Here is a 15,616-nt window from a genome sequence, read left to right on the forward strand (position 1 = left end):
AAACATAGGTCTCCAGCATGAACACAACATCTGTCGATAACGCCGCGCTTCTGACGACGATCGATCGCGTGGCAACGGCTTTCAGCCGGCTCAGGGGCATCAAGGAAGGTCTCGTGACAGGAAATTCCGCCTCCGGAATCCAGTTCGACGAATGGGACTGGGAAGTCGGCGTCGGTCTTTACGGCTTCCTGCGGCGCGCCATTTCCACCAATGATCAGAAAGCGCTGCAGGAGCTCGTTGCCTGGTATGCCGGCCAGATCGAACGCGGCCTGCCGCCGCGCCAGATCAACAGCACGGCGCCGATGCTGCCGCTTGCAATCCTCGTCCAGCATGTCGACCGTCCCGATTTTCGCGCACTCGTCGAGGACTGGGCCGAATGGCTCGTCAAGGAGCTGCCGAAGACCGAGGACGGCGGCTTTCAGCACGTCGTCAAGGAGCGTCTCAACGACGGCGAATTGTGGGACGACACGCTGTTCATGGCCTGCCTGTTTCTTGCCCGGGCCGGCGTGCTCTGCGAGCGCAGCGAATGGATCGACGAGGCCGTCTATCAATTCGTGATCCACACCCGCTACCTCTCCGATCCGGTCAGCGGGCTCTGGTATCACGGCTGGACCTTCAACGGGCGGCACAATTTCGCCAATGCCTTCTGGGCGCGCGGCAATGCCTGGATCACCGTCGCCATCCCCGAGCTCTTCGATCTCGTTCCGACGCTCGGCGAGAAGGACCGGCGTTTTCTGTCGAATGTTCTCGTCAGCCAGGTGCGCTCCTTGAAAGCATACCAGCGGCCGGATGGTATGTTCACGACGCTTCTGGACGATCCGTCTTCGCCGTTGGAAACCTCGGCCACGGCAGGCATTGCCTATGGCATATTGCGGGCCATCGATGCGGGTATTCTCGACAAGGACGACAGGGCCTATGCGGAGCGCGCGCTTGCGGCGGTGTTGGCGCAGATCGACGAAGAAGGCGTCGTCCACGGCGTCTCGGACGGCACGCCGATGGGCCATGACCTCGATTTCTACAGGCGCATCCCCAACGTGCCGACGCCTTATGGCCAGGCGCTGACGATGCTGCTTCTGACGGAAGTCTTTCTCGAGAACGGCGAGCGCCAATGAGCCCCGTGTCCCTTGTCGCGATCGAGCCGGCGCAGGGCGACGATACGGTCCGCCTGCAGGCGGCCATCGACGACCTGTCGGCTTCGGGCGGCGGACGCTTGGAGCTGATGGCGGGCATCCATGTCTGCCGAGGGCTCCAGCTCAAATCCGGCGTCGACCTTCATCTGGCCGCCGGCGCGACCCTGCGTCCCGTTCCGGATTACGCGGCCTATGCGCAGACGACCGTTTCGGTGATCGCCGAAAAGTCGGATCGCGGGATGATCGTCGCCAAGGATGCGCGGAGGATCAGCCTGACGGGGGCGGGCCGCATCGAAGCCGGTTGCGACAGCTTCATTACGGGAGACGACGAGACGGTGGGAACCTTCATCCCGGCCGAATTTCGTCCCCGTGTCGTCGTCTTCGAGGGCTGCGATGAGGTCGAGATCAGCTCCGTCCATATCAGCCGCTCGCCGATGTGGACGCTGCACTTCGTCAACTGCACCGATGTGGCCGTCAGGAACGTGACCATCGACAACGACCGCCGCCTTCCCAACACCGACGGCATCGTGCTGGATGCCTGCCGCGGCGCCGTCATCGAGGACTGCCGGATATCGACGGCCGACGACGGCATATGCCTGAAGACGAGCATCGGTCCTGATCGCGTCGCCATCGGGCGTTGCGAGAATATTCTCGTCCGCCGCTGCTCCGTTCAGAGCCTCAGCTGCGCGCTGAAGATCGGCACGGAAACGCATGGCGACGTCACCAATGTCGTGTTCGAGGATTGCAGCGTCTCATCTTCCAACAGGGCGCTGGGCGTCTTTTCCCGCGACGGCGGCCGGATATCGAACGTCAGGTTTTCGAGAATTGCGGTAGAGTGCCGCGAGACCCCCGATGGCTTCTGGGGCTCGGGGGAGGCGCTGACCGTCAATGTCGTCGACCGAGTTACGGAACGCACGGCAGGCGCCATCGAAAATCTCATCGTCGAGGACATCACCGGGCGGATGGAGGGGGCGATCACCGTCATTTCGACCTCGCCGGCCGGCATCGGCAACGCATCGCTGGCGCGCATCGCCATAGAGCAGCAGGCCGGGCAACTCGGCACGGCGCGATCCTACGACCTGCGTCCGACGAACGCGGACCTTTCCCCGAAAGCCGATGGCGGCGGCCGCGCCAATGCCTGGACCCGCGGGTCGGACGGCCGGGTGATCGGTCTTGAGCACTATCCGGGAGGAATGCCGGCCGTCTACGTGGCGGGGGTCACCGGGATCTTGATGAACGAGGTGCGGATCACGAGGCCGACACCGCTGCCGCAAGGCTGGAACAAAAACGACGCCGTCTTCGAAACGGCGGCATCTGATGGGAGTGGGACATGGCAGAACTGAAACTTTCCAACGTCAACAAGTCGTATGGCTCGGTCAAAGTCCTGCATGACGTCGAACTCGATATCCAAGACGGCGAGTTCGTCGTCTTCGTCGGTCCGTCGGGATGCGGCAAGTCGACCCTGCTGCGTGTCATCGCCGGCCTCGAAGAGGTCACGGATGGCGCAATCGCGATCGGGGGCCGCGACGTCAGCGCGCTCTCGCCGGCAGAGCGCAAGATTGCAATGGTCTTCCAGTCCTACGCGCTCTATCCGCATATGAGCGTTCGCAAGAACCTCGCTTTCGGCCTGGAGAACCTGAAGTTCAAGCGCGCCGAGATTGAGGCGCGGATTGCCGAAGCCGCCAGGATGCTGGCGATCGAGCCCTATCTGGACCGACGCCCGAAGCAGCTTTCGGGCGGCCAGCGCCAGCGCGTGGCGATCGGCCGGGCCATCGTGCGCGAACCGGATATTTTCCTCTTCGACGAGCCGCTGTCCAATCTCGACGCGGCGCTGCGCGTCCAGACCCGGGCCGAGATCACCAAGCTCCACCGCGAGATCAAGACGACGATGATCTATGTCACGCATGACCAGGTCGAGGCGATGACGATGGCCGACAAGATCGTCGTGCTGCGCGCCGGGCGGGTCGAGCAGGTCGGAGCGCCGCTGGACCTGTTCGATAGCCCGCGCAATCTCTTCGTCGCCGGCTTCCTCGGCTCGCCGCGCATGAACATCATCAAGGGCAAGGTATCAGGCGTCGGCGAAAGCGGCGTCACCATCGATGTCGGCAACGGCGGCAGCATCGTCAGCGATGTCGATCTCGCGGGCATTGCGGTCGGCCAGGCCGTTCTCGCCGGTATCCGGCCCGCGCATTTTTCACGGTCCAGCGAGCAAGGCCTGCCGTTCATCGTCCAGTATCACGAGGGACTCGGCACCGAGACCTATGTCTACGGCAACCTTGCAGGGCAGGACGAGCAGATCATCATTCATGAGCCCGGCCATTTCGCGCCGGCGCCTGGTGATCACATCCTGATCGACGCCGCCCCGGGGCGGGTTCATCTGTTCGATCCCGAAAGCGGCCTGGCTTTTGCTCGGCGGCCCGGACAGGGGAGGCGCTGAACATGGCGGCGCTCAAGGCAGGTGCATTGCTGTCCCAGGCAGGGGAAACGGCGATGAGAGTGGTCGAAGCCCCGATAAATATGATCGAGAGCATCTTCGGCCGCAAGCGTATGCCGTGGCTGTTCCTGGCGCCGAACCTCGTTCTGTTCGCCATCTTCACGTTCCTGCCGATCGCGATCGCGATCGGTTACGCCTTCACCGGCGGCACCAATCTTTTCGTCTCGGAGCGCCCCTTCGTCGGCTTGGACAATTTCCGCACGCTGCTTTCCTGCGGCAATTATCTGCAGCCGGGAACCTGCCAGGAATCGTTGTTCTGGACAGCTGTGTGGAACACGCTCTGGTTCGTGGCCTTCAATGTCGTCGCCACATTGCTGGTGGCGCTGATCACGGCGCTGATCCTCAATCGGGCGATTGTCGCGCGTGGCTTCTTCAGGGCGATGTTCTTCTATCCCGTCTTGCTGTCTCCCGTCGTCATCGGCCTCATCTGGAAATGGTTCCTCGATCGCAACGGGCTCCTGAACGCTTTCTTCCAGATGATCGGCGTTCCCCCTGAAATCTTCCTGCTCGACGTCGGCTGGTCGCGCTTCTTCGTCGTCGTGGTGTCGGTCTGGTTTCACATGGGTTTTTATACCCTGATCCTCCTCGCCGGCCTCCAGGCCATCCCGAAGGAGCTCTACGAGGCTGCCTCCATCGATGCCGCCTCGCCACGCCGCACGCTGTTCAGGATCACGCTTCCGCTGCTGGCACCCAACCTGCTGGTGGTGTTCATTCTTTTGATGATCAAATCCGTCCAGATCTTCGACGAGGCCTGGGTTTTGACCAATGGCGGCGGCCCGGGCACGGCCAACAGCTTCATCGTCCAATATATCTACCAGATGGCATTCGGCAGCGATCTTCGCCTGTTCGGTCTCGCATCCGCCGCATCGGTTCTGATGGGGCTGGTGCTTCTGGTTCTCACCCTCATACAGCTGCGCATCGGCAAGCGAATGGAGTCCTGAGATGAACCCGATCAGCTTTTTCACGCGCACACGCCGGGCCGGACGCATCGATATAACCGACATATTGTCATGGGTCTGGCTGATCGGCGGAACCTTCGTAGTGTTGCTTCCGGTCCTCTGGGCCGGTCTCTCCTCGCTGAAGCCGGCCGCCGAGATCACCCGGTTTCCGCCGACGCTGCTTCCCCGGGCCGCCGTCGAACAGACCGTGCCCGGCTTCGACAAGCCGCTGAGCCTCTGGCAGGTCACCGTCGACGGCCAGCAACGTGAAATGGCCATGGTCCGCCGCATTGGCCTCAAGGCCCAGATGGTCGATCCCGCAAACCCGGGACCACCTGTCAGCGTCGACGTCAAGGGGATGACGCCGGTGCAGAAGCTGACGGTCGCCACGCAGAATTACACCGATCCGCTGACGCGCTTCAACTTCCTGACCTTCCTCAAGAATTCGGTGTTCGTCACCTTCGTTGCAACGCTTCTGACGCTCATCGTCAACGCCATGGCGGCCTTCGCCCTGTCGAAATACAAATTTGCAGGGGATACGACGGTCTTCGTCATCATCATTTCGACGCTGATGATCCCGCTCGCGGTCGTCATGGTGCCGGCCTATCTCGTCATCGTCGGGGTCGGGCTTGCCGACAACCTCTGGGGCGTCATCCTGCCGACGGTCGCCTCTCCGACCGCCGTCTTCCTGCTGCGGCAATATATGCTGACCATACCCGACGAGTTGATAGAGGCGGCGCGCGTCGATGCGGCGAGCGAATTCTGCATCTTCTGGCGCATCATCCTGCCGCTGACGGCGCCGGCTCTCGCGGTGCTGGCGATCTTTTCGGTGCTCTGGCGATGGAACGATTTCCTCTGGCCGCTCATCGTCCTCAACAGCCGCGAGAATTTCACCCTGCAGGTCGGTCTGAACGCATTCCAGGGAGAGTTCTCGGTGCAGTGGCACTATATCCTGGCGATGACGTTCCTCAGCCTGCTGCCTGTCACCGTCGTGTTCCTGTTCCTGCAGAAGTACATCACCACGGGCATCGCCGGAACAGGCATGAAGTGAACGGCGAGGCGTGGAGCTAGACCTCCTCGCAATCGCCGAACGACCCATACCACGTCTTCCTCCCGGCTGAGGCGCGTCGCATTGAACCTGGTTCATGCGGCGCGTTTTAGTCTTTGTCTTTGTGCATGGCTCCCAAATCGTCGCCCATTTTGCGTGCGGTATGCGCCGCGGCGAGCGTAGCGCTTGCCACCGAGGCCGGCCGCTCCCGCGACCTGACAGGCGGCCGTTTTAGGCCATGTTGACGCCGATTTCAAAATGCTACGGCGTCCTACACCTATCACAAAACGGTTTCGAAGAGCGGGATCAAGGCCGCGCCGATTGCGCCGGGGGCATCGATTATCTGTGCCACGGCAAGCCTGGGGACGTCACGTAAAACGCCATGCCGAGGCAGATTGTTGAATTCTGTCCGTTCGATCAGCATTCTCGCGAGTGAATGCGGAAGCTCGCCGCCAAGGACGATCAATGCCGGATCAAATATTGCGCAGATCGCATTAATGGCTCGATTGTGGGCCGGCGTGACGCGGTCGACCCACTCCGTAACACCATCCCAGTCCATCAGCTTCTCGTTCTTCAGGTCTCTCAGGGTCAAGTTCAAACGCCCCTTGGCGCGAAGATGTTCAAGCAGGACGCCGAGTGCAGGGCGCTCCTCGTAGTCCTGACGCCCGAAGAGAACGGAAAATTCGCCGGCGTTGCCGAAATTGCCGCGAAACGGCATGCCTCCGGAAACCAGGCCGCCGCCATAGCCATGAAGATGGGCGATATAGGCGAAATCCGCGACATCCCGGCCAACGCCGAAAATTGCTTCCGCCAAGGCTGCGGTCCTGGCGACATTGTCTGCCCAGACCGGCAGGCCAAGTTGCTCTCCAAGCAAAGGCGCAAGGTCGATCAACGACCAATGAGCGAGCGGCAAGGGGCAATTGAAGGCCGTCTCCAGCATGCGATGGCCGGCGACGGCCAGGCCGACGCCGAGGACGTCACGCCGTTCGGCGCCCCGGCGGGCAAGAAGCTCTTCGACCGCTGCTTCGATCCGCTCCATTTCAACGGATAGCGAGGAGCCCGCCTGTGGGATTTCCATTTTTTCCAAAGGCTCGCCGAAACCCATGAGGCAAAGGCCGATCGAACCGACATTCACGGAGATGCCCAGGGTTAAACACCATTCCTTGCGTAGGGTCAGCTCCGGGCTGGGCGGTCCCGGCCGCCGGGTTTCCGAATGGGAAAAGACGAGCATTCCTCGCTCATGAAGCCGCGCGACGATCCTGTGCAATGATTGCTGCGTGAGATCGAGCGGCTCTGTCAGGTCGGAGCGCTCGATCCCCGGAGACTTCCAGATCAGCCGCAACAGGTCGCGTTCGTTGCGGGAGGCTACGCGCACGGGTTGCGTGTCTCGCAAAAAATGCGCGGCAACATGGTTTAACGGATCATACTTCATTTTCGGTTCGTTTTGATTTACACTGTGAGTGTGAACCACATTGGGAGGGCATTTTGCTTCTGTCAAACAGGGAATTCGATCCCCGGTTTGCCGGCCCTGCTTACTTCATCGAGGTTGGCCAAGCCAGCCGGAATGACAGCAATTCACGAAGGTGGAGGTGATCGTGCCCCAAGCGTTTGGAGGGCACGGATATCGGCGGCGCAGCGAATTCAAACGAGGTGGAGTGCTTGATAGGCGGTTAGCCGGTCGGGGGTGTGGAAGGGGAAAGAACCGAGTTGCAGATATCGTTGAGATCCGAAAATACGGCGCGCGCTCCCGAGCGTGAAGCATACGGGTTTGCGCCAACGCATGAAGGCCGAGACTTCGAGTCGATGGTTCGAGCCTATTCTGCAGGCTACGGGGTGTTTGGCGCGAAGCCGCTGAGCAACGACCGGGCCTTTGCCTGGGCAGCGGACTTGAGAACAAGTGAGGCATTTACGGTGCTTCATTCGGTTTATCAGAGTTCCTGGACAATTCGGACACTCGATGAGACGCCGCAACACCTTGCGTTTTACATTCCACACACGGGATCCTTTCGACTGTCCATTGGAAGAAAGGTGGTTGAAAGCGGGGCGGGTCATCTTCTCATGGCCAACAACCACGAGGCTGGCGATCGTTTCATCCAAGGCCCGCACTGCTCGGATGCTCTCTTCCTGGACTGGAAAATTGTGAGGCGAATGCTCGTTTCACTGGTGGAAACGCCGATCCTCGAGTCGCTTGACCTTGAACCTGTCGTAGATCTCGCAACACCGTCGGGTCAGCTTATCGGCAGTCTGGTGCAGACGATCGTGCAGGGCATGCGCAATGACGGTCCGCTTCTGTCTTCACCTCTGGCCTTGGCGGCGATGAGCGAAACGCTCGCTAACCTCGTGATCCGGTTTGGCCGCCACCGTCTTTCCGGCTATTTGGAAAAACAGAAAGTGTGTTTGGTCGCGCCGTGGCATGTCCGGCGTGCTATCGACTATATGCACGCCAACATTGCAGAGCCCCTCACCATGACGATGGTTGCCGATGGTGTCGGTGTTTCACTTCGCGCGCTGCAAACGGGTTTCAGGGCCTTCCGGGGAACTTCACCGGGCGGTTACTTGCGCACGATCAGGCTGCAAGCAGCCCGCGACCAGTTGCGGGACCCGATGAATCAGCGATCCGTCCGCGAAATCTGCGCGATGTGGGGTTTTTCTCATGCCGGCAGGTTCTCTATTATCTACCGTAGCGCCTTTGGAGAAAGCCCGCGCGATACGCGCCTGCGGGCAGAGCGTTTGCGCTAGATCAGGATGATTTTAGGCCCGATCGGCCTAAAATCATCCTGCTCTAAATCAAAAAAATAGAGCATGATGTCGTTCGAAAGCCGCGCACACGTTTCGGCATCATGCGCTAGGAGCGCGGCGGTGCGATGCTGCCGCGCAGGACGAGATGGCATCCGAGTTCCAGGCGATGGGCCGGCCGCTGCGGATCGTTGGCGATCAGCCTTTGTTCGATGAGCGCCAAAGCGGCAGCCCCGAGCTTGTCTGTGGGAACGCTGACAGTCGAGAGCGGCGGACGGCTGAATTCGCCGGGGACGATGTCGTCGAACCCCAGCACCGAAATCGCTTCCGGCACGCGTATGTCACGATCGGCCAATGCCTTCAGGCAGCCGAGCGCCAGATTGTCGGCCGCGCAGAAGACGGCGGTCGCCCCTTTCAACGTGGGATCGCGGTCGAGCAGCGCGTTGATGGCAGCCTCGCCGTGCCTGGGCTCATATCCCTCGGCCTCGACGATCATATTATCAGGCACCGGAAGCTGGGCGGCAAGAAAGGCATCGGAAAAGCCGTCATATCGGCGCTGGATCGTCGTGCGGCCCTTCCAGGTCAGGTGCAGGATACGGCGATGCCCGAGCGCCAGCAGGTGCTCGATGCCGAGCCTTGCCCCGAAGCGGTTTTCGGGGGTGACCGTATCGACCAGCATGGCAGGGTCTTCGCCGTTGACGATGACGACCGGCATATCAGGGGAGGCAAGGCTACGGATCAGTTCCGGCTGATCATCGTTCAGGACCACGATGCCGTCGGCGCGCTCCGAAAGCGCAATCTGCCTGACCTGGGCGCCGTCGATACGCCGGCCGGTGCTGACGAAGGGTACGATCCTGATGCCGCGGCGTTCGCACTCCCTGCGAAGACCGTTGAGGATCGTCCAACTCACCAGATTGAGATCGCTCTCCGGCGCGGCATCGTCGGGAATGGCAAGAAGCAGGACGCGCAAGGCCGCAATCGTCGCCTTCTTCCTCCGGCGGTCGAGGTAACCTAGGCGTTTGGCTGAATCCAGAACCCTTTCGCGCACCTCGATCGTCAGCGGCGCGGTTCCGTTCAGTGCGTGCGAGGCCGTGCTCAGCGACACGTCCGCATCGCGCGCGACATCCTTGAGATTGACTTTGCGTTCCACTTTTTCCGTCGCGAATTGAGGTCGTGCCTTCGAAGGCATAGCTAACTCGATGTTTTTACATAAAAACTTGAGAAAAGCTACGTGCCTGGCGCGGTATTTTTCGTCATTCGGCGATCAGTTCTTGGCAAGCAGGCCATTGAGCAGCAGGTCGAAATAGACCCGCAGGAAGGCCTCCTTATTGGGCGTGGGCACGCGGCGGTCGTCGAATATCAGCCGCAGAACTGTCGTCGTCAGGATGGGCGCGACCACGATGTCGGAGAATTCCACCGGCACTTCGCGGAACTCCCCTGACGCCACACCCTCCAGAATGAGAGCGTCGACTTTGGTGATGATCGGCTCAATGAACTGATCGTGGTGGCGGTCGATCAGGTCGGGGAACCGGTGTCCTTCGGCAATGACGAGCCGCGTCAGCTCGCGGGTCGTGCGATCCTCGGCGATTTGTTCGTAGAGCAGGCCGAGAATGGAAAGAAGCCGGTCGGTGACGCTGCCGCTGAGGCCCTCCGTGATCCCCAGCAGTTCCTGAAACGGCACGGAGAAGTGGTTGATCATGGCTTCGAAAAGCTTCTCCTTCGTCTCGAAGTAGACGTACACTGTACCCTTGGTGACGCCGACCCTGTCGGCGATGTCTTCGACGCGCGTGCCGGTGAAACCGCTTCTCACGAATTCCTCGAAGGCGGCATCCAGGATCTGGATGGGCCGTAGCGCTTTCTGTTCCGCGCGTGTGATCTTCTTCTGAGCTGCCATTTGCCTCGCCTCCCTTGTTGTGCACGCCCTCGACCCTGCGGCACAAAGTTTCATTGACTAATGCGTCAGTCAATTATATAGGAGCGGCCGTTGAGAGCAAGAGGTCAACTATGAGAACCATTCTGGTCGCCACAGCGATCGTATGCGCCATCGGTCTCGGATCATGCAGCGATGAGCGCGGGCCGACTGAGCCAACCCCACGGCAGGTCGGCGTCGTCGTCGCCAAGCCTGAGCCGCTGGTCCAAGGCGGCGCGATCACCGGAGAAGTCCGCGCCCGCGTTCAGACCGATCTGTCCTTCCGCGTCAGCGGCAAGATCATCGAGCGGCTGGTGGAAGTCGGACAGTCGGTGAAGGCGGGGCAACTCCTCGCGCGCATCGATCCGGAAGAGCAGAAGGCAGACCTGGATGTGGCGGCAGCCAATCTTCAGTCGGCTGAGGCGCAGCAGACTCAGGCGCAGCTCGCATATGACCGTCAGCAGAGCCTGTTTCGAACGCAGGTGACGACGCGTGCGGCACTCGACCAGGCGCAGGAGGCGCTTTTGACCGCGCAGGCATCAACCAAGTCGGCGCAGGCGCTCTTCGAAACCGCCCAGGATACCCTGTCTTATACGGAGCTGAAGGCCGACGCCGACGGAGTGATCACCGCCCGCAATGCCGAGGTCGGGCAGGTGGCGCAGGCCGCCCAGGTCGTCTTCACCCTTGCCCATGACGGCGACCGGGATGCCGTCTTTGAGGTTGTCGAAAGCGCGTTCCTGCGCCCGATCGACGGCGACGGGACCGTGACCCTTCTGTCGAACCCCTCGCAGAAGATCGCGGCGAAGGTTCGCGAGATTTCGCCGACGATCGATTCCTCCACAGGAACCATCAAGGTCAAGGTCGCGATATCGAGCGACGCTCCAATCCCTCTCGGCGCTCCCGTCGTCGGGAGATTCAATTACGTCTCGCAGGACGTCATCCAGCTTCCCTGGTCGGCCATGACGTCGAAGGGCGGCAAGCCGGCCGTCTGGATCGTCGATCCCGCATCGTCTGCGGTTTCGGCAAGGGCAGTGGATGTCGCCGGCTACGAAACCGGCAGCTTCATCGTCAAGTCAGGCGTGTCGGAAGGAGATGTCGTGGTGACCGACGGGACCAAGTTCCTCAGGGCGGGTGAAATCGTGTCTTATGTCAAGGAAGCTTCCAAGTGAGTATTCGTCTCAACATAGTCGCACTGATGGTGGGCACGGCCCTGATCTCCTCCTGCGCACCGCAGGAGGAAAGCAAGGAGGAAGCGCCCCGTCCCGTGCTGTCGATGACAGTCAAGCAGACGCCCGCTGCGAGCCTGGGCCTGACCGGTACGATCGAACCGACGATCGAGACCGAACTCGGCTTCCGAATTCTCGGCCGGATGATCGCCCGCAACGTCGATGTCGGAGATATCGTCAAGAAGGATGACGTCGTTGCCGCCATCGATCCGCTGGCGTTGGAACTGGCCGTGCGCAACGCGCAGTCTGACGTGGAGAACAGCGACGCCCAGCTCAGAAACGCGATAACGACGGAGCAACGCCAGCGCGCACTGCTGGAGTCGCGCTCCGGTACCGAAGCATCGCTTGAAGAGGCCGAGCAGGCAAGGCGAACGGCCGCAGCCGCCGTCGCCAAGGCGCAGGCCAACCTCGACAAGGCCAAGGAGCAACTCGGTTATGCCCAGCTTCGGGCGGAATTCGACGGCGTTGTGACGGCGACGTCGGCTGAGGTCGGCCAGGTCGTGTCGGCCGGACAGACGGTCGTGACCATCGCCCGGCCGGACAGGCGCGATGCTGTGGTCGATGTGCCCCAGGCAGCCGCCCAGAAACTGAAAATCGGCGCGCTCTTCGAAGTGACGCTGCAGCTCGCTCCGACGATCCGCACATCGGGAGTCGTGCGCGAGATCGCCCCGGAGGCCGAGACCGCCACCCGCACGAGCAGGACCAAGATCGCCCTCACGGATCCGCCCGAAGCCTTCAGGCTCGGCTCGGTCATCACAGCCTCTGCAACCATTGCCGCGGATCCTGAGATCGTTCTGCCTTCTTCGGCAATCCTTGCCGGCAGCGACGGCCCGAGCGTCTGGATCGTCGATGCGCCGGCCAGGAAGGTATCGCTTCGCCGCGTGAAGATCGACGGCGACATCGAAGACGGCGGAACCGTTCGCATCACCGAAGGGCTCGCGCCCGGAGAAAGGGTCGTCGTGGCAGGCGTGCATAAACTTGAAGATGGCCAGGCCATCAGGATCGACCAGGAGATCAGCCAGTGAAGTCCTTCAATCTTTCCGACTGGGCGCTCGAACACCGTTCGCTCGTCTGGTACTTCATGATCGTCTTCATTCTCGCAGGCGCCTTCTCCTACGTGAAGCTCGGCCGCGAGGAAGATCCGAACTTTACGATCAAGACGATGGTGATCACCGCCCAGTGGCCCGGCGCCTCCGCCGAAGAGGTGACGCGGCAGGTGACCGACAGGATCGAGAAAAAGCTCCAGGAACTGGAATCGCTCGACTACACCAAGAGCGAGACCGTTGCCGGCCAGACGACCGTCTTCGTCGAGCTGCTGCCGACCACCAAGGCAAAGGATGTCGCGCCGACCTGGCTGCGCATCCGCAACATGATCGGAGACATCAAGGGCGATTTCCCCACCGGGGTCGTCGGTCCTTTCTTCAACGATCGCTTCGGCGACGTGTTCGGCAACATCTACGCCTTCACCAGCGACGGGCTTACTCAGCGCCAGCTTCGCGATCTCGTGGAAGATGCCCGTTCCAAGGTTCTGACCGTACCCAACGTTGGCAAGGTCGATGTGATCGGCGCCCAGGACGAGGCAATCTATCTCGAATTCTCCACACGCCAGATCGCCGCCCTCGGGATCGACCAGCAGTCGGTCATCCAGACCCTGCAGGCTCAGAATGCCGTCACGCAGTCCGGCTTCGTTGACGCCGGGCCGGAGCGCATCGCATTGCGCGTCAGCGGACAATTCACCTCCGAGGACAGCCTGAGATCGATCAATCTTCGGATAAACGACCGCTTCTTTCCGCTGAGCGACGTCGCCACGATCAAACGCGGCTACGTGGATCCGCCGTCGGCGCTGTTCCGCTTCGACGGCCAGCCGGCGATCGGGCTTGCCATCGGCATGAAGCAGGGCGCCAATCTTCTGGAGTTCGGCGAGGGGCTCGACGCACAGATGAAACGTGTCGTCGCTGATCTTCCGATCGGTGTGGACGTCCACCGCGTTTCCGATCAGCCAGCCGTGGTCGACGAAGCGGTGTCCGGATTTACCCGCGCGCTCTTCGAGGCGATCGTCATCGTGCTGATCATCAGCTTCATCAGCCTTGGTCTTCGCGCCGGCATGGTGGTGGCGATCTCCATTCCACTCGTCCTGGCGATCACCTTCGTGGTGATGGAATATTCCGGCATTTCGCTTCAGCGCATCTCGCTCGGTGCGCTCATCATCGCGCTCGGGCTGCTTGTCGACGACGCCATGATCGCCGTCGAGATGATGGTGGCCCGCCTGGAGGCGGGCGACGATCTCAGGAAAGCCGCCACCTACGTTTATACATCGACCGCCTTCCCGATGCTGACGGGAACGCTCGTCACCGTTGCCGGCTTCATTCCGGTTGGCCTCAACAACAGTGCTGCCGGTGAATTCACCTTCACGCTTTTCGTGGTCATCGCAGTTTCGCTGATCGTGTCCTGGGTGGTAGCGGTGCTGTTCACGCCGCTTCTCGGCGTTACGATCCTGCCGAAGACGATGAAATCGCATCACGAGAAGAAGGGCCGCTTCGCTTCCATCTTCTCTTGGCTTCTGGGGCTGGCGATGCGCTGGCGCTGGGTCACCATCATCCTCACGGTCGGCGTCTTCGGGCTTTCGATTGGCGGCATGGGGCTGGTGCAGCAGCAGTTCTTCCCGAACTCGGACCGGACCGAGCTCGTCATCGACTGGAACCTCCCCCACAACAGTTCGATCGCCGAAACCAACAGGCAGATGGCGAGATTCGAAAAGGAGATGCTGGCCGACAACAAGGATATCGACCATTGGACGACCTATGTCGGCCAGGGCGCGCCGCGCTTCATCCTGTCCTTTGACGTGCAGACGCCCGACGTGTCGTTCGGACAGACGATCATTGTCACCAAAGGGCTCGACGTGCGTGACAAGCTGCGGGCGGAACTGCAGGATTATCTGACGAAAACCTTCCCCGGCACCGATGCCTTCGTCAAGCTTCTCGACATCGGTCCGCCGGTGGGCAAGCCGGTCCAGTACCGGATCAGCGGCCCCGACATTCAAAAGGTCCGCGATCTCTCGCAGCAGTTTGCCGGCGTCATGGGATCGCACCCGCTTCTGGCAAACCTGGTCCTGGATTGGAACGAACCGTCCCGCGTGGTGAAGGTGGATGTCCTGCAGGACAAGGCGCGCCAGCTCGGCGTATCCTCCGAGGACATCGCTACCGCGCTTAACGGCATCGTCGAAGGTTCGACGGCCACCCAGGTTCGAGACGACATCTACCTTGTCAACGTCATCGGCCGCGCCAGGGCATCCGAGCGCGACTCCATCCAGACGTTGCAGAACCTGCAGCTCTCCACCTCCAACGGCAAGGTCGTGCCGCTCTCGGCTGTGGCGAATTTCCGCTACGAACTCGAGCAGCCGACGATCTGGCGTCGCGACAGGCAACCCACCATAACGGTCAAGGCAGCCGTCGTCGGTCCGACGCAACCGGCCACGATCGTCGACCAGCTCAAGCCGAAGGTGGACGCGTTCGAGAAAAGCCTTCCGGTGGGATACAAGGTGGAAGTGGGCGGCGCAGTCGAATCCAGCGCCGAGGCTCAGGGGCCGATCGCAGCGGTCGCTCCGCTGATGCTGTTTGCGATGGCGACGATCCTGATGATCCAGCTGCAAAGCTTCAGCCGCCTCTTCCTGGTGTTCGCCGTCGCACCGACCGCCCTGATCGGCGTGGTCGCGGCGCTGCTGCTGAGCAATGCCCCTATGGGCTTCGTCGCGATCCTCGGGGTGCTTGCGCTCATCGGCATCCTGATCCGCAATTCCGTCATTCTGGTCGTCCAGATCGAGCATCTGCGCAGTGAAGGAATGGCGCCGTGGCAAGCGGTCATCGAGGCCACCGAACACCGCATGCGGCCGATCATGCTGACGGCCGCGGCAGCCACGCTGGCTCTGATCCCGATCTCGCGCGAGATCTTCTGGGGGCCGATGGCCTACGCCATGATGGGCGGCATCGTCGTCGGAACCGCGCTCACCCTGCTGTTCCTGCCTGCGCTCTACGTTGCGTGGTTCAGGATACCGAGGGATAAAGGCGGCCAGGCCGATGCCGTAGTAGAAGCGTGAGCACGGGCTTCGACGTCGATCGCATGCGGCCGTTGCGGCGGC

The 15,616-nt window shown here is 61.5% G+C and carries 12 protein-coding genes; 9 read left to right on the plus strand and 3 right to left on the minus strand.

Going from position 1 to position 15,616, the window contains the following annotated elements:
• The first annotated feature begins 17 nt into the window (after positions 1 to 17).
• From A6U98_RS33130 to A6U98_RS33150, 5 genes are read left to right on the plus strand one after another with little or no spacing between them, the layout of a single operon-like run.
• A complete protein-coding gene (locus tag A6U98_RS33130) occupies positions 18 to 1,112 on the plus strand; it encodes a glycoside hydrolase family 88 protein (RefSeq protein ID WP_017991433.1) in 1,095 nt (364 codons plus the stop codon).
• Positions 1,109 to 2,473: a glycoside hydrolase family 28 protein gene (locus A6U98_RS33135; protein WP_064655453.1), complete on the plus strand. Its 1,365-nt coding sequence runs from the start codon at positions 1,109 to 1,111 to the stop codon at positions 2,471 to 2,473. The genes A6U98_RS33130 and A6U98_RS33135 overlap by 4 nt, the downstream gene beginning before the upstream one ends.
• Positions 2,461 to 3,567 (plus strand): sn-glycerol-3-phosphate ABC transporter ATP-binding protein UgpC, encoded by a 1,107-nt coding sequence (ugpC, locus tag A6U98_RS33140; protein WP_064655454.1) that lies wholly within the window; start codon positions 2,461 to 2,463, stop codon positions 3,565 to 3,567. The genes A6U98_RS33135 and ugpC overlap by 13 nt, the downstream gene beginning before the upstream one ends.
• A gap of 2 nt (positions 3,568 to 3,569) precedes the next feature.
• Complete coding sequence (locus tag A6U98_RS33145) at positions 3,570 to 4,565, plus strand: sugar ABC transporter permease (RefSeq protein WP_064655455.1); 996 nt, start codon at positions 3,570 to 3,572, stop codon at positions 4,563 to 4,565.
• Between the two features lies 1 nt (position 4,566).
• Positions 4,567 to 5,613: a carbohydrate ABC transporter permease gene (locus A6U98_RS33150; protein ID WP_003562795.1), complete on the plus strand. Its 1,047-nt coding sequence runs from the start codon at positions 4,567 to 4,569 to the stop codon at positions 5,611 to 5,613.
• A 277-nt stretch (positions 5,614 to 5,890) separates the two neighbouring features.
• On the opposite strand, the gene A6U98_RS33155 is transcribed toward A6U98_RS33150, so the two are convergent.
• Entirely contained in the window at positions 5,891 to 7,042 is a 1,152-nt protein-coding gene (locus A6U98_RS33155; RefSeq protein ID WP_064655456.1) for an ROK family transcriptional regulator, read from the minus strand.
• 254 nt (positions 7,043 to 7,296) lie between these two features.
• Here A6U98_RS33155 and A6U98_RS33160 point away from each other — a divergent pair, with 254 nt between their 5' ends.
• A complete protein-coding gene (locus A6U98_RS33160; RefSeq protein WP_082934038.1) occupies positions 7,297 to 8,349 on the plus strand; it encodes an AraC family transcriptional regulator in 1,053 nt (350 codons plus the stop codon).
• Between the two features lie 106 nt (positions 8,350 to 8,455).
• Here the strand turns inward: A6U98_RS33160 and A6U98_RS33165 are convergent, their stop codons facing one another.
• Complete coding sequence (locus A6U98_RS33165) at positions 8,456 to 9,535, minus strand: LacI family DNA-binding transcriptional regulator (RefSeq protein WP_197496473.1); 1,080 nt, start codon at positions 9,533 to 9,535, stop codon at positions 8,456 to 8,458.
• Between the two features lie 75 nt (positions 9,536 to 9,610).
• On the minus strand, positions 9,611 to 10,240 hold the full coding sequence (locus A6U98_RS33170; protein WP_064655458.1) for a TetR/AcrR family transcriptional regulator: 630 nt from the start codon (positions 10,238 to 10,240) through the stop codon (positions 9,611 to 9,613).
• A 110-nt stretch (positions 10,241 to 10,350) separates the two neighbouring features.
• Here A6U98_RS33170 and A6U98_RS33175 point away from each other — a divergent pair, with 110 nt between their 5' ends.
• Genes A6U98_RS33175 through A6U98_RS33185 form a run of 3 tightly spaced genes read left to right on the plus strand, consistent with a single transcriptional unit; the run spans position 10,351 to position 15,574 of the window.
• A complete protein-coding gene (locus tag A6U98_RS33175; protein WP_064655459.1) occupies positions 10,351 to 11,424 on the plus strand; it encodes an efflux RND transporter periplasmic adaptor subunit in 1,074 nt (357 codons plus the stop codon).
• Positions 11,421 to 12,506: an efflux RND transporter periplasmic adaptor subunit gene (locus tag A6U98_RS33180; RefSeq protein WP_064655460.1), complete on the plus strand. Its 1,086-nt coding sequence runs from the start codon at positions 11,421 to 11,423 to the stop codon at positions 12,504 to 12,506. The genes A6U98_RS33175 and A6U98_RS33180 overlap by 4 nt, the downstream gene beginning before the upstream one ends.
• Positions 12,503 to 15,574, plus strand: a complete 3,072-nt coding sequence (locus A6U98_RS33185; protein WP_064655461.1) for an efflux RND transporter permease subunit — start codon at positions 12,503 to 12,505, stop codon at positions 15,572 to 15,574. The genes A6U98_RS33180 and A6U98_RS33185 overlap by 4 nt, the downstream gene beginning before the upstream one ends.
• Positions 15,575 to 15,616: the final 42 nt, after the last annotated feature.

Source organism: Rhizobium sp. WYCCWR10014, from assembly GCF_001657485.1.
In the GTDB taxonomy this organism is placed as follows: Bacteria; Pseudomonadota; Alphaproteobacteria; order Rhizobiales; family Rhizobiaceae; genus Rhizobium.

Excerpts from the sequence above, each read along its gene's own strand:
- A6U98_RS33130 (WP_017991433.1), top strand. The coding sequence starts at position 18 with ATGAACACAACATCTGTCGATAACGCCGCGCTTCTGACGACGATCGAT.
- A6U98_RS33135 (WP_064655453.1), top strand. The coding sequence starts at position 1,109 with ATGAGCCCCGTGTCCCTTGTCGCGATCGAGCCGGCGCAGGGCGACGAT.
- ugpC (WP_064655454.1), top strand. The coding sequence starts at position 2,461 with ATGGCAGAACTGAAACTTTCCAACGTCAACAAGTCGTATGGCTCGGTC.
- A6U98_RS33145 (WP_064655455.1), top strand. The coding sequence starts at position 3,570 with ATGGCGGCGCTCAAGGCAGGTGCATTGCTGTCCCAGGCAGGGGAAACG.
- A6U98_RS33150 (WP_003562795.1), top strand. The coding sequence starts at position 4,567 with ATGAACCCGATCAGCTTTTTCACGCGCACACGCCGGGCCGGACGCATC.
- A6U98_RS33155 (WP_064655456.1), bottom strand. The coding sequence starts at position 7,042 with ATGAAGTATGATCCGTTAAACCATGTTGCCGCGCATTTTTTGCGAGAC.
- A6U98_RS33165 (WP_197496473.1), bottom strand. The coding sequence starts at position 9,535 with ATGCCTTCGAAGGCACGACCTCAATTCGCGACGGAAAAAGTGGAACGC.
- A6U98_RS33170 (WP_064655458.1), bottom strand. The coding sequence starts at position 10,240 with ATGGCAGCTCAGAAGAAGATCACACGCGCGGAACAGAAAGCGCTACGG.
- A6U98_RS33175 (WP_064655459.1), top strand. The coding sequence starts at position 10,351 with ATGAGAACCATTCTGGTCGCCACAGCGATCGTATGCGCCATCGGTCTC.